Genomic DNA, 15,269 nt, shown 5'->3' with positions numbered 1-15,269 from the left:
AAAGAAAAGATGCAGAAAATGTAAGTTTTGAAATGCCAACTTCGGAAAAAACAAAACTAAATTCTCAAGCTTTAAATATCTCTTATGAAACAGAAAAAGTAAAATTTGACTCAACTACAACTCATAAAAAAACAAATTTTATTGGAGATTATGATACAGATTATAAAGCCAATAACAATGATGATGGATTAAGACAATATAACTATGCAGACATAGATACTTGGACTCAAGAGTTAAAGCTTTCAAGTAAAAATCAAGATATAAAATGGGTAACTGGATTATATTTTGATAAAGAAGAAAGAGACCAAGGTCCTTATGGTGAAGATAGATTTTATAATTTAAATGATGGAACAGGAACTTATGTACCAGGAATATATCACTCTAATAGCGATTCCCTTACAAATAGTAAAACTTATGCTATCTTTGGACAAACAATGATTCCTTTAGGAGAAAGTTTTGAATTAACTTTAGGTGGAAGATATCAAAAAATAAAAAAAGATATAAGTGCAGATGTAAGACAAACTTTTACAAATACATTACATTATCAATTACCTAATTTTAATTATAGCAATGAAAAAACTTGGAATAGTTTTTTACCAAAAGCTGCACTTTCATATAAAATCAATGACAATCTTACAACTTATGCTTCAATATCAAAAGGTTATATGCCAGGTGGATTTAACTTTTTCCCAAGTTCTACATCAGATGCTGATAATACTTTTGAAGCACAAAAATCAATAAATTATGAAATTGGAGCAAAATATATAGGAGATAATTTTGCAATTAATACTGCAATATTTAGAATGGATATAAAAGATATTCATATTTATAAAATTGACCCTATTACAAATAATTATGCAACAGATAATGCTAAAAAAGCTCACTCGCAAGGTATAGAAATTGATGGAACTTATTTTTTAACTGATAATTGGAGTGTTTCAGGTGCAGTTGGATTAGTACAAGCAAAATATGATGATTATGATGGTGGAGTTAGAAAATATGATGGAGAAAAGGTAGAAAATACTCCAAACTATACTGCTAGTCTAGGAATATCTTATTTAGCTGATAGTGGACTTTATGGAAGAGTTGATTTAAGTGCAAGAGGAACAACATATTATTATGATGCTGTAAAACATGAAATGCTAAAAGATGATGGTGGAATAATATCTAATGCAAAAATTGGCTATAAATTAAAAGATTGGGATATTTATAGTTATATAACAAATATTACAGATGAAGGTTATGTAGCTGGATATTCTGCAAAAGAAGGATTTGTGGTAGCTGGATTTAATGAACCAAGAAGATTTGGAATTGGTGCAATTTATAAATTTTAAAATAAAAAAACAAAGGATAAAAAATGAAAAATTTAAAAAAATTAGTGTTTATTAGTACAATATTGTCTTTAGGTTTTACGAATCTAAATGCTCATAATTTTTGGGTAAACTCTTTTGAGTCATTTTCTCATAAACCAGGTCATATTATCGTTGGTTTGGCTTGGGGTCATTCAATGCCAATGGATGATATTTTAAACTCTCCAAATGGTAAAGTTATTGTAGAAGAATTTAAAATAACTTCACCAAATGGTGAAGTTATAAATCTTGATATTCCAAGCAGTGAACCTCAAGAAGCAATTAAAAAAGCTAATAATTTTGATGTTTTTAGTGCAGATATGGGATTACAAAAAATTGCATTAAAAGAGAATAGTCAAAAAGGTGTTTATAAAATAGAAGCAAAAAGTAAACCTACTTTTTATACTCAATATATAGATACAAAAGGTAATACAAGATTAAAATTAACAACTTTAGATAAACTCAATGATATACAAAAAATTTTAATGTCTGTTAAATTTGAAGCTTTTGCAAAATCTTATTTGACTATTGACAAATGGGAAGAACAAAAAGCAACAAATAAAGGACTTGAAATCATCCCAAAAACAGATTTATCAAATGTAAAAGTTGGGGATTTAGTAGAATTTGAAGTTTTATTTGAAGGAAAACCTTTAAATGTAAGTGCTTCTAGCATAGATTTTATAACTGCTAGTAGTAACTCTTTTGGTCAAAATGACGGTTTTTCTTTAATGTCATATATAGAAAATGGAAAAGCACAGTTTAGAGTACAAAGTGTAGGACAATGGAGAGTTTCTTGCAGTCATAAAGATAGTGTATCAAAAGATGGAGTTTTAAAAGATCTGTTTGGTAAAGTAGAGTATGTTTTCAATGCATCTACAATTACTTTTAATGTAAAAGAATAACCTTAATATATTTTTGTATCAATCTTATAAATGAACAAAGATTGATACAAAATCTCACATTATAAAAATATAAAATCAATAGTAGTATTTTCTGTTTTTCATAAAATCCTTTGGTGGAAATCCAAAAAACTTAACAAAAGCATTTGTAAAACTTTGTTGATGTGCATAGCCAACAAAATAAGAAATTTCAGATATAGAAAATTCACTAGTTTCTAGTAAATATTTTGCATAAGTCATTTTTTGTTCTAGTATTAATTGTCCTATTGTTGTATTAAATAACTGTTTAAAGCCATACTTTAGTTTGAACTCATTTATTCTTACTTTTTTTGAAAAAGTAATCAAATCTGAAAAATCATTTTCTAATAAAATAAGATTTCTCACTTTATGTAAAGCTTCAATATCATCTTGATTTAGTTTAACTTTTCTATCATTTTCTTCTTTATTTAGTATTTCACTAAATTCATTGTAAATTAGCTCTAAAACTTTACTTTGTATATAAATATTTTGTAATTCTCCATCAAAAGATGAATTATACAAATCATTTGCAATACGAATATTTTTTGAAGTTTGATTTTTCAAAGTTATACTAGAAAGAGAAGAAAAATCTTTTGAGTGAATATCAAGAATTTTAGATAAGTTTTGTTCTATAAAATGATTTTTTATATATATACTAATTCCAGATGATCTATCCAAATTCGTTGTCATATCATATTCATTTATGTATGCTATTTTTATATCATTTTTTTTCAAAATTTCTTTTTTATTTAAAAAATTATCCTTATATACTATTTCTCCATCTAAAATAATAGAGATAAAAAGCCCACTAACTTTTTGATTTGATTGAACAACTACATTTTGATTCATTGAAGATTGTGTTTTAAACAAAATAATATCATCTGAAATTATAGATTTATTTGCTTCTATTAAACTATTATTGTCTTCAGAATTTATAGAATATTGGCTACTTGGTTTTATGTTTTTTAAAAGTTCATCTATGTTATTTATATTTATACGATAAGACATTTTACACCTTACTACTAAAATTTAATCCTTCTAAAGGAAGTTTTTACTTGAAACTAACAATATTTATCATTATAATTCAAACTCATTAATATATTGATTAAAGGAATGAAAATGGAAAAGAAGATAATTTTTATATCTTTATTTGTAAGTTCATTAATATTTGCAAATGAAACTACAAAGCTAGAAGAAATAACAGTTAGTGCAAATAAAATGGAGGAAAATATAAAAGATGTTCCTCAAAGTATCTCTGTAATATCTGAAGAAGAGATTGAACAAAAAGGTATAAAAACTGTTCAAGATATAATAAAAGAAATTCCAAATATGAGTATAAATCCTATGGTTGGAAATGGTGTTTCATTTAGAGGCTTAAATGGTACTGTATTTGGAAATACTAATCCAGTTATTATTTATGTAGATGGGGTTCCATATTATGATATGTTAGATTTTAATCCAAGTTTAGCAGATGTAGAACAAGTTGAAGTTTTAAGAGGTCCACAAGGAACACTATATGGGAAAAATGCAAATGGTGCAGTTATAAATATAGTTACAAAAGCCCCAACAAATAAATGGAAAGCAAAAATTGGAACAGAATTTGGAAACCAGAACTATTCATATACTACTATAAATACAAGCGGAGCAATCATTGATGATAAACTATATGCAGGAATTAATGGCTCTTATATGCATGATGATGGTTGGATAAAAAACAACTATTCAGGAATGAATAAAAATGCCAATAGAAAAGAAGATAGAGAAACAAGTGCTTATTTAATGTTTAAACCGACAGATAATTTTTCTGGAAAATTAACAATCTCTGATAATTATGAAAGAAGAAATTTTATTGATGGTTTTGCAGCACCAACTGGTGTTAGAATAAATAGTTTAGATAGAGATAATGAAAAAAATGTTAGTTTTGATATGCCAACTTTAGAGAAAATAAAAGTAAAATCTCAAGCTTTAAATCTATCTTATGAACTTGACAAAGTTAAATTTGAATCTGTTTCAACACATAAACAATCTATTTATGATGCAATATTTGACACAGATTATTTAGCATACAATGCAAATGATGGCTCAAAACAATGGAATTATACAGATAGTGATATTTGGGCTCAAGAACTTAAAATATCTAGTAAAAATCAAGATATAAAATGGGTAACTGGACTGTATTTTGAAAAAGAAGAAAAAGATATGCCAAAAGGTGGATATGCATTTGCTGCTGGTAGTGATAACTTTGTTTCTAAAAGAAATGGAGAAACATATGCTATTTTTGGTCAAACTATGATTCCTTTAGGTAATAGTTTTGAATTAACTTTAGGTGGAAGATTACAAAAAATTAAAAAAGATATTGATCTTATGAAATATAGTAATTGGGGTGGATTTGAATCAACTATGCCATATAAAGATGAAAAAACTTGGAATAGTTTTTTACCAAAAGTTGCTCTTACATATAAGATAAATGACAACTTAACAACTTATGCTTCAATATCAAAAGGTTATATGCCAGGAGGACATAACTATTTTCCTAATACTCCAAATAGTAGTCCAAATACTTTTGAACCTGAAAAAAATATAAGTTATGAAATAGGAGCAAAATATATAGGTGATAATTTTGCTTTGAATACAGCAATTTTTTATATGAATATCGAAGATTTTCAAGTATATACACAAGGAATAGCAGGATATGACACTAGCAATGCTAAAAAAGCTCACTCTCAAGGTATAGAACTTGATGGAACATATTTTATAACAGACAATTGGAGTATATCAGGAAGTTTAGGATTAATCCAATCAAAATATGATGATTATTTTGATGGTGTAAATAAATATGATGGAGAAAAAATAGAAAATACTCCAAATTATACAGCAAATTTAGGAATTTCATATTTAGCTAATAGTGGAATATATGGAAGGTTAGATTTAAATGCAAGAGGTACTACTAACTATTTTGTTATTACACAAGGAGCATTCCAAAAAGCTGATGGTGGGATCACAGCAAATGCAAAAATTGGATATAAAATAGGAGATTTTGATATATATGCTTTTGGTAAAAATATAACAAATGAAGATTATATTACTTCTGTATATTCAAATATAATCACTTTTAATGAACCAAGAAGATTTGGTATTGGTGCAATTTATAAGTTTTAACAAATTTTAAAAAGCAACAAAATAAGAATATTATTATATTTTTGTATCAATCTTATAAATGAACGAAGATTGATACAAAATCTCACATTGTAAAAACATATAACAAACATTTACTCATATATTCTTTTTTTTAAATAAATTTTAGTATTATAAAAACTTGATTTTAAATACATAGGATTGTTGTGCATATTTTTTTTATTTCTCTCTTTTTATCATTAAATTTATCTGCGATTACTAATTTTTTTGAAAACAATTCTACTATTAAAGAAGCAAAAAATGAAAAGATAGCACTTCTTACTTTTGATGATGGTCCAATACGTGCAACAAAAAACATTTTAAAAGTAGTAAAAGAAGAAAGTATCCCTGTAACTATGTTTTTTATTGGTTATCAAGTAGAAAATGCAAATAATATTTATAAAAAAGCTCTAAAAGAATCAAATATTACTATTGCAAATCATACATATTCTCATGCAAACAATAGATATAAAGAGTTTTATAGCAACCCTACTTCAGTTCTTGAAGATATAAAAAAATCAAACTCTTTAATGTCAAACAATGAAAAATCTATTTTACCAGTTCGTCTTGCAGGAAGAAATGTTTTTAGACTATCAGAAATAAAAATAAATGATTATGCAATATCAAAAGAACAAACAAATATAGAAACTGTTGCTTATGATGATATTTTTAATGAAGGTTTTCATATTTATGGCTGGGATTTAGAATGGGAATATGATGTAGATGGAGAACCAAAACAGACTCCAGAACAAATATTTTACTCTATGGAAAAGATTTACAAAAGTAAATTAACTATCAAAGAAAATAAAGTAATCCTTTTGATGCATGATATTATGTTTTCTAGCCATTTTGAAGGTGAAGAAAATCTAAAAACTTTAATAACTCTTTTAAAAAACAGTGGTTGGAGTTTTGAGAGTATCGAAAATTACTAAAATTACTCAATAATTTTTATTTTATTAGGAAAGATTGTATATTATTCCACTTTAAAAAATCAATTAAAGGATTTTAATGGCTGGGATATTAGGCTATTTATCTATCTTAGCAGATGATATTGGATCACTTGCAGGAAAAACTATGGCAACAACTGCCAAATCACTTGCAACTTCACTTGATGATATTGGACTGCTTTTTGATGATATTGCAACTTATACAAAACTTGCAAGTGTAAAATCAAGTGGGCTTTTAGTTGATGACCTTGCAGCTATTGCAAATTTTACAAATGAAACAACTTCACAAATTTTAAAAAAAGAGTTAGAAAAAGCAAAATCTGTTGAAGATTTACAAGAAAATATAAAAAAGTTAGATGAAAAGTCTCAACAAGAAGTTATTGAAGAGTTAGAACATATAAGAAATGTTGCAATGCTTGAAGCAAAAAGAAAAGCTGCTCTTAGAGAACTTCCAATAGTTTATAAAATTGCAAAAGGAAGTTTTATAAATAAATTTATAATCATTCCTGTTGTTTTACTTTTAAGCTATCTTGCACCTTGGGCAATAGCTCCTATTTTAATCATAGGTGGAGCATATTTAGCTTATGAAGGTGTTGAAAGTATAATAGAAAAATTTTTTCATCAAGAAGCTCATAATGAAGCTAATAAAAAAGATGTTTCAAATGAAAACTTTGAAGATGAAAAAGTAAAAAGTGCTATTAAAACAGATTTTATTCTTTCATTTGAAATTATTGTTATTAGTTTAAGCTTACTTGATAATAGTGATTTCCTAACTAAACTTTTTGTTTTAATAAGCGTTGGGATATTAACAACAGTTTTTGTATATGGAATAGTTGCAATTATCATAAAACTAGATGATATAGGTTTTTACTTACAAGAAAAAAGAAGTAAGGCTATACAAAAAATCGGAGATGGTTTTGTAAAATCTATGCCATATATTATAAAAACTATTGGTGTTTTAGGAACTATTGCTATGCTTGCTGTTGGTGGTGGGATAATTGCACACGAAACACATATTTTAAGCTCATTTGATGAAACTTTAAAAGCTATTCCAGTTGGTGGATTTTTTAGTGAAATAATTTTAGGTGCGATTGTTGGATATATTGTTGTTTTAGTAATGCCTATATTTTCAAAAGTAGCAAAAAAAGTAAAATTAAATAAGTAAATTATTTATAGAAACTTTTGATACAATTTTACTATCTAAAAGGATTTCTTATGCAAGAATTTATAGAAATATATAATAAAAATCAAAAAAATATAGAGATTTTTATCAAAGAAAGTATCTACAATATAGGTGATATAAAATCAAAATCTTCAAAAAACTATCAACAACTTTTCAAAATATTTCCTTCATTAGAGCTTATATACATTGCAGATATAAATAGTTTAAATCAAACTTCACCAAATATTTTCAAAGATAAAATTGTAGAAAAACCAATAGGTAGAAATAGACAATATTTACTAGATAATATAAATTTAAAAGATGAAAAAATAGCTATTACAAAACCTTATGTTAGTAGTGCAACAGCACAAACATGTATCACAACTATCATAAAATTAGAAGATTGCATAATATTTTTAGATTTCAATTTACAATCTATTCTAAAAAAATTAGGCTTTTTGGAGATAAATAAAAACTTTAATTTGTTGAATAAGACATTTTATGTTATTGTTTGTGTTTTGATGATAGCTTTATCACTTTTTACAATATTCTACTCTTTATATGATTTTATAAACTCAATATTAAATCATACTATTTCTATTGAGTATATTTTTAAACCTATTATTGCATTAACACTAGGTTTGGCTATATTTGATTTAGCAAAAACAGTACTAGAACAAGAAGTTTTATTTAAAAGTTATGATAAAAATGAGAAATCAGAATATAAAGTTTTAACAAAATTTATGATTACAATTATAATAGCACTTTTAATTGAAGCCCTTTTAGTAGTGTTTAAAATAGCAATAGATGATTATAGTCAAATGATAAATGCTTTATATTTAATAATTGGTGTAGGAGTAATCATAATATCTTTATCTACTTTTATTTATATTACAAAAAGTAAATAAAGATTTTTTAAATGTTAGAAGTCAAAAATTAAAGATGTTAAAAACTTTTTATCTGTTTTCTCTTTTTCAGTATAGTTTACATAATCTATTCTATAACTAGCTCCTAAAGATAGGTTTTCCATCATCTTTACAGCAACACCTGTTTCACTAGAGAAGAAGTACTTTTCACTATCTTCAGCAGATATAAGATAACTTAACATCTGTTTTAATTCAATATTTTCTTTTATTTTATATTTATAATTTAGTTCAGCTCTTGGTGCAACATACTCATCTTTTTTCCCATTTTTGAACTTATCTACTGCATAGTCAAATCCACCTTGGATATCTAAAACTTCATCATCTGTATAGATAAATTTATACCCAAGTCCAGGACCTACATTCAATCTTGAATCATAATCTGAAAACTCATCATTTATATAGTGAGCTCCTAAATATGTATATAATCTATCTCCTATCATATGATCGTAATCTAACTCTAATTCATATTTATTTGCTGATTTTTTATTATTATCTTTACTTTTTAAAATACTTCCTTTTGCTTTTAGTTCTTGTTCATCAAACTTTGCATTTAATCCAAGTCTTCCAGAAAGTGAACTTGTATCAGTATTTCCACTTGTATTTATATAAGACAATTCCAATCTTCTATCTATATCAAATGCACTCAAAGAACTAAACAAAATTGGTAATATCAATAAATATTTTAAAACTTTATTCATTTTTTTCCTTTTTTTTAAATTTTTGGATTTTACTAAAAGTGGTGTTATATTAACCTTTTATAAAGAATAGTTTACTATACTTGGACAAAAATCAAAAGGTTAGATATGTTAAGAACAAAATTTTCTCAATTTAGAGCAATATCAATAATTGAAGGAATATCTTATTTAATATTGGTATTTATAGCAATGCCATTAAAGTATTTTTTTGCAGAACCACTTGCTGTTAAAATATTTGGAATGATGCATGGTATATTTTTTATTCTTTTTTGTATAGCATTACTCAATGCTATGAGACAATACAAATGGGAGTTTTTATTTAGTTTAAGACTATTTATATACTCTTTAATTCCATTTTTCTTTATACTAATAGAAAAAGAGATTTTAAAAAAGAGAGAAAATATTTAGGCAAAAAGCCTAAATATTTATTTTATTTCCATTCCTTGTGGAATTTGTAGCATAGCTTTTGGTAAAATTAAAACATCATTTGCATAAACACCATCTTCTTTAAGTTGAGCTTTTAAAACTTTAAATTTTTTATCATCTGAATCAACTAAATCTATACCCATTCTACTTAATCCAATTATATTTGAAATATTTTGAGCCGATTTACTATCAATTTTTAAATCTACATTTACAGTTTTAACAACATCATCAATAGTTTGGAATTGCATATCACCTAATTTACTACTAAAAGTAATATTTGATTTTAAGTCAATTTCTTCAAACCAATCTTGACCTAAGAAATTAAGATTTTTTGAATTTGCATCTATTTTAATTTCTGAACCATTTTGTGCAATCTCTTTTAAAAGTTCTTTTAATTTATTATGCATTTCGTTGTTGATATCTTCAGAAACATTATAGTAGCTATCGATAAACTCTTCATATTTTTTCATAGGTAGCTTATCAATTCCAAGACCAAAAGAAGTATCTTTTAAATTTACACTTGTAAGATTATTTTTAAAAGATAATAAATCAATAGATATTTTTGTATTTCCATCTAACAAATCATTTAAAATTTTCTGAGAAGATGAACTTTTTAAACCACTTATATCTAATTGTGCTTTTTCATCACCAAATTGTATAGTTTTAATATCAAAACTTGAATCAATAGTTTTATTAGCTTGTTCTTCATAAGAAGTTTTTATTCCATATAAACTAATAGAAATCTTATCTTTTGGAACATCAAATTTAAAACTTTCCATATCAAAAACTGTTTTATTTCCAGTCATTCCAAGAAGACTAAATTTAGCTTCATTATCTGGAGCAACAATATTGATATCTTTAATTTTATAGTTATAATCTTCATCTATATTGACATGAAAATCTCTATTCTTTAACATATCATCAAAAGTTTTTGGTAAATCTTCCATCATTTTAGTTGAAAATTTTGTTAAATAAAAGTTCAAATCAAGATTTGCAGTTAAAAGAGTCAAACTAAAATCATAGTCAAAAACTGCACCTTCTAAAATAAGCTTTGACAAATCAACATCTGGGAAAAATAACTTTTCATTATCTACAAGTCTTTCTAAAGCTTTTTTAGCTTCTCCTTTTTGGCTTTGCACTATATATTGAGTAACTTTTGAAGAATCAACAACTTCAATTTGACCATCTCCAACTATTTTAAGTGGTACAAATTTTTCATTGTAAGTTACATTAAATCCATTTGATTTAAGTTCTTCAATCTTTGCTTCAATTTTTGAACTAACACTATTTCTTAAAAAGAAACAAACAGCAACTACAACGACAATAAGGGCGATAAGCCCTAATAATATTTTTTTCATTCAAACCTTTCTTATTTTTTCTTATTTTTTAAAGAATACAAATCTATATCAGCTATTTTTATAGGATATGTTTGTTGATCTTGAGTAAAACTTTGATTTTGATTTGGGATAAGTTCATAATCTATTTTATTAGCTTGTGTTGAATACCCTCTTAAATTTATCTCTAAAACATTACTTAAATCTGTAATATCTAAATCTACACTAAACTCTTTTTCTATATTTTTATCACTCCAAGAAGCATCCCAACCTTCAATCATCAAATACTCACCTGTTACATTTTCTTTTAACAATCCACTATAAAGAGTATCACCTTTTTTGTAAACATCTAGTTTCTCAAATGTTTTTGTATTTTTAGCTTTTACTCTAGTATCATCTTTAAATTGAGGGAAAGATACAGAAATTCCACCAGAAGATACATCTTTCAAACCTGTTTTATATTTAAAATTTACTCTTAAAAGATTTGGTGAAACTAACTCATAAGTATAAGATACATTATCCATACTAGACTCTTTTCCATCATAAGAACTATTTGTATCATAAGCATAAGGTTTATATTTGTTTGGAAATAGTTTTAATTCAGACTTTGGTAAAGTCAAAATACCATTCGTATATAATCCATCTTCTTTTAATTCTACTTGTAATTTTTTGAAATTTTCATCACTAGCATTCTCAAATTTAAGTTGAGATTTCAAATTTTCATCAAGACTTTGTAAAGATTTATCTACTGATTCCTTATCTATTTCAATATCAGCTTTTAAAACACTAAAAATATCATTTAAAATATCAATTTTATTAAAATCAAATTCTTTACTTAATACAAGATTTCCAGATAATTTCAAGCTTTTATACAAACTATTTTTATCTACATCTAAATCTTTTGATTCACCATTTATATTTATAGTTAAATCAGATTTTGCTAAAACTTCAAAGAATTTTTTATCAGCTTCTTGAGTTTTTGTCGTAGGTGTTAAAGAATATGCTTCTATCCCTAAAGATTTTGTAAATTCTTTGTACTCTTTGTATGGCAACTTATCATAAGCAACAAAAAAAGATGTATTTTTTAAATTTGTACTATTTTTATCTTCTTTTGTATAATAATCTGTATTTTTAAAATTTAAAGAATCAAAAGATATTTTTGTATCACCTTTTAAATAATCTCCATTTGGAATAGAAAAAGATGATATTTCTAAATTTTTTATATCAAATTCATTTAGAGTATATGTATTTTTATATTTAAGATTTCCAATATCAAATTTTGAATCAATTTTCTTATTTTTATCTTCACTATAAAAGAAATTAATATCTTCCATAACTATTTTATCATCCAAATAGTAGTTTCCTATTTCAAAATCAATAAAAGATATTTGTAAACTTTTATCATCACCTTTCATACCTCTTACTGTATATATTCCACCTGTTTGTGCAATAAAAGTAAAATCAGAAACTTTAAATTTACCTTTTTCATCTATATTTACTTGAATTTCTTTATTTTTCAACATCTCATTTATAGTTGAAATAGCATAAGAATTTTTCATCAAATTATATGTATTTTTTATAGGTAATTTTGTTAAATATAAATTTAAATTCATTTTTGAACTAAAATTTGATACTATAAAATCATAATCAAAAGTTAATCCATTTATCAAACTATCTTTATCCTCTTTTGATAAAAGTTTTAAAAGCGTTTCAAATTCATCTTTCATTTGAGAATTTTCTTTTTTATTCATAAAATATTCAATAGCTTTTGAAGCATTTGAAACTTCTATTTTACCTTTACCTTTTGTTTTGAAAAATCCACTATAATTTTTATTTGTTACATAAAAACCATTTGAATTTAGTTCATCTACTTTAGATTGAATACTACTTTTTGCTGAACTAGTAATCATAAAACAAATTAGAAATAGTGCTATAAAGATAGCAACTATTGAAATAACTATTTTTTTCATTTATATCCTTTTATAAAATTAAAATTGATTTTATCATTATTAAACTTATTGTTTTGGTCGATAAACCTTTATATTTGAGTATCCCTCACTATCTTTTAAAAACTGTCCATGAAGCTGACTTAAAACTCCTTTATCACAATACAAAAGATATGTTTTTTCTTTTGATAGAGTTTTAAACTCTTTTTTCAAATTATAAAATGGTATTTTCAAAGTTTCAACAGAAGTTTTTATACAATCAATATTTTGCCTTATATCTATTACAATATCATCTTTACTTGGTTCTGTTACAACTTCCAAACTTCCAATCTCACAAATATCATCTAAAACTTCATTTATATTTTTTATTTTTGCTTGTTTTACAGCTTCATCTAAAACAGAATAATCAAAAGCTTTAGCCTCTTTTTCAACTCTATCGTAACTTCCAAAAGTTACTGGATTTTGAGATATAACTCCACAATATTCAGGCATAGCTTCTGCAAATTTTCTAGTTCCTATTTTTGTAGCAATATCTATAATATCTGGTTTACTCATCATTGCTAAAGGTCTTAAAATCAACATATTTGAAGCACTATCAATCAAACTTAAATTTCTGAGAGTTTGACTAGAAACTTGAGCAACACTCTCACCTGTTAAAAGAGCATCAATTTTTAAATCTTTTGCTATATTTTGAGAAGCTTGTATCATCAACCTTTTAAGCATAACTCCCATATATGACGGGCTTATATCTTTAAATATTTGAGAAACAACATCTTCAAAAGGTACAGTTATAAAAGATACTTGATGAGAACTTGCAAACCTATTCCACAAATACCAAGCAACTTGTTTAACTCCTATTTCATGAGCCAATCCACCCAAATTAAAAAATATAAAATGAGTTTTCACCCCTCTTTTTATAGCTAAATATGAAGCAACAGTAGAATCAAATCCTCCAGACATCAAAGATAAAATATCTCCTTGTGTCCCCAATGGAAATCCACCCATACCGAAATATTTTTTAGTAATAATATTTAGTTTTTTGTGTTCAAGCTCCAAGTTTATAGTAACATCAGCATTTTTTAAATCAACACCTTTACTATTTTTATTCATAGCCAACATATATCCACCAACAGTTTGCTCTATATTTGTAGATTTAAAATCTTGAGTTCCTACTCTTTTTGCTCTTACAACAAAAGTCTTATTATCTATTGTATGACGCATAAATTCATCAACTTTTATTTTTATATCATCAAGTGTTTCCATATTATCAACTTGTATTGCTTCTAAAACTTGTTCAATTCCTGAAGTTTCTAAAAGTTTTACTCTTAAATCATCTACAAATTGTAAAGGTGTTACAAGTTCAATCTTGTCAAAAAATTTCTTGATTTGTATATCTTTTGAGATATTTGAAGATATTTTTTGTAAATTTTGATAAAGCTGATTTATCATCTGTTTTTTAGCACTGTCACCTTTTATCATTATTTCAGTGAAGTATTTAACTATAAATTTTTGTGTTTTTATATCATTTTCAACCATTTTTTCCAAAGCCTTAAATTTTTTAAGGTGTGATTATACCATTTTTTGAGATAATATAGCTTTCACAAAAAACTAAAGGTAAAAGTATGGATATAGATAATCTAGAAGATTTAGCAAAAGAGCTTAAATCTGACAAAAACAAGAATGTTTATAAAATATTTGATGACTATGCTACAAAGAACAACTTAACAAGCGAAGAGTTAGAACATAAATTAGCAAAAGAGTACGATTGCTTTAAATGTGATAGCTGTGAGAGATTTTATTGTTATGATGAATATTCATTCTTTGATGAAGAGTGTATTTATTGTTTTGATAGCGAAGCCGAGGATGAAGAGGAGTACTAAAGCTCCTTATCACTTATTCATCGCAATTTGCTTCTAATTCATCTTTTAAAATTAAAGCATCAATTTCTCTACTTTTAATATTTAAATCCTTTGCACCACCAAAACATTTGATTAAAATTTCGTTATCATTTTTTTCAAAAGTCACTTCTCCCGCACCTTGTATAACATAGTCTGTAAAAAGTCTATTTGCTACTCTTTTAAAAGAAAATTTTCTAGGGAAAATTATAAACTTTGTAGATGTTATTATATACCTTGATTCAACTGCAAATGAAGATAGAAGCTTGTTTCTAATTAAGGCATCCGTTTTACCTTGAATTAAATCGCACTTTAAATCTTCTTCTAATAAACAGACTCTATCTTCATTTATCTTTAAAAACCCAAATTCTTTTGGCTTAACCCTTACATTATAAAACTTTTTAAAAACCTCTATATGGCTAAAAGAGTTTGAAAAAACTATCAAACTCTTATTAGTTCTTGCAAATTTGGCAAAATGTGTAATCATATAAAATTTCC

At 25.5% G+C, this 15,269-nt stretch carries 14 protein-coding genes; 8 read left to right on the top strand and 6 right to left on the bottom strand.

The genetic code is table 11. The features are described from left to right. The coding region (locus tag CRU91_RS10095) for a TonB-dependent receptor (protein WP_113895099.1) at nucleotides 1-1,334 on the top strand (1,334 nt) is incomplete at its 5' end. Nucleotides 1,335-1,357: 23 nt separating this feature from the next. Beyond that, a complete protein-coding gene (locus CRU91_RS10090) occupies nucleotides 1,358-2,251 on the top strand; it encodes a DUF4198 domain-containing protein (protein WP_113895098.1) in 894 nt (297 codons plus the stop codon). Between the two features lie 75 nt (nucleotides 2,252-2,326). Here CRU91_RS10090 and CRU91_RS10085 read toward each other — a convergent pair whose 3' ends face one another. After that, nucleotides 2,327-3,274, bottom strand: coding sequence for a helix-turn-helix domain-containing protein (locus CRU91_RS10085; protein WP_113895097.1), 948 nt, complete (start codon nucleotides 3,272-3,274; stop codon nucleotides 2,327-2,329). Between the two features lie 111 nt (nucleotides 3,275-3,385). On the opposite strand from CRU91_RS10085, the gene CRU91_RS10080 reads away from it, so the two are divergent. From CRU91_RS10080 to CRU91_RS10065, 4 genes are all read left to right on the top strand, one after another. Continuing rightward, a complete protein-coding gene (locus CRU91_RS10080) occupies nucleotides 3,386-5,425 on the top strand; it encodes a TonB-dependent receptor (protein ID WP_235826994.1) in 2,040 nt (679 codons plus the stop codon). Between the two features lie 182 nt (nucleotides 5,426-5,607). Continuing rightward, nucleotides 5,608-6,372, top strand: a complete 765-nt coding sequence (locus tag CRU91_RS10075; RefSeq protein ID WP_222718452.1) for a polysaccharide deacetylase family protein — start codon at nucleotides 5,608-5,610, stop codon at nucleotides 6,370-6,372. Between the two features lie 76 nt (nucleotides 6,373-6,448). Continuing rightward, entirely contained in the window at nucleotides 6,449-7,552 is a 1,104-nt protein-coding gene (locus CRU91_RS10070; RefSeq protein ID WP_113895094.1) for a DUF808 family protein, read from the top strand. 50 nt (nucleotides 7,553-7,602) lie between these two features. Then, complete coding sequence (locus CRU91_RS10065; protein WP_113895093.1) at nucleotides 7,603-8,457, top strand: hypothetical protein; 855 nt, start codon at nucleotides 7,603-7,605, stop codon at nucleotides 8,455-8,457. Nucleotides 8,458-8,471: 14 nt separating this feature from the next. Here the strand turns inward: CRU91_RS10065 and CRU91_RS10060 are convergent, their stop codons facing one another. Further along, entirely contained in the window at nucleotides 8,472-9,173 is a 702-nt protein-coding gene (locus CRU91_RS10060; protein ID WP_113895092.1) for a DUF481 domain-containing protein, read from the bottom strand. 105 nt (nucleotides 9,174-9,278) lie between these two features. Here CRU91_RS10060 and CRU91_RS10055 point away from each other — a divergent pair, with 105 nt between their 5' ends. Next, a complete protein-coding gene (locus tag CRU91_RS10055) occupies nucleotides 9,279-9,578 on the top strand; it encodes a DUF3817 domain-containing protein (RefSeq protein ID WP_113895091.1) in 300 nt (99 codons plus the stop codon). A gap of 17 nt (nucleotides 9,579-9,595) precedes the next feature. Here CRU91_RS10055 and CRU91_RS10050 read toward each other — a convergent pair whose 3' ends face one another. The 3 genes from CRU91_RS10050 to thiI are packed head-to-tail and all read right to left on the bottom strand — an operon-like array spanning nucleotide 9,596 to nucleotide 14,412. Continuing rightward, nucleotides 9,596-10,954 carry a YdgA family protein gene (locus tag CRU91_RS10050; protein WP_113895090.1) on the bottom strand — a complete coding sequence of 453 codons (1,359 nt, stop codon included), beginning with the start codon at nucleotides 10,952-10,954 and terminating at the stop codon, nucleotides 9,596-9,598. Nucleotides 10,955-10,965: 11 nt separating this feature from the next. Beyond that, nucleotides 10,966-12,900 (bottom strand): hypothetical protein, encoded by a 1,935-nt coding sequence (locus CRU91_RS10045; RefSeq protein WP_113895089.1) that lies wholly within the window; start codon nucleotides 12,898-12,900, stop codon nucleotides 10,966-10,968. A gap of 45 nt (nucleotides 12,901-12,945) precedes the next feature. Further along, nucleotides 12,946-14,412, bottom strand: a complete 1,467-nt coding sequence (gene thiI, locus CRU91_RS10040) for a tRNA uracil 4-sulfurtransferase ThiI (protein ID WP_113895088.1) — start codon at nucleotides 14,410-14,412, stop codon at nucleotides 12,946-12,948. A gap of 86 nt (nucleotides 14,413-14,498) precedes the next feature. Between thiI and CRU91_RS10035 the strand changes: the two genes are divergently transcribed. Beyond that, entirely contained in the window at nucleotides 14,499-14,756 is a 258-nt protein-coding gene (locus CRU91_RS10035) for a hypothetical protein (RefSeq protein ID WP_113895087.1), read from the top strand. Between the two features lie 13 nt (nucleotides 14,757-14,769). On the opposite strand, the gene CRU91_RS10030 is transcribed toward CRU91_RS10035, so the two are convergent. Further along, nucleotides 14,770-15,258, bottom strand: a complete 489-nt coding sequence (locus tag CRU91_RS10030) for a hypothetical protein (RefSeq protein ID WP_113895086.1) — start codon at nucleotides 15,256-15,258, stop codon at nucleotides 14,770-14,772. Between the last annotated feature and the right edge of the window lie 11 nt (nucleotides 15,259-15,269).

Source organism: Aliarcobacter vitoriensis (assembly GCF_003316695.1).
Lineage (GTDB): Bacteria > Campylobacterota > Campylobacteria > Campylobacterales > Arcobacteraceae > Aliarcobacter > Aliarcobacter vitoriensis.
This window is presented reverse-complemented; position numbering and strand designations above follow the sequence as displayed.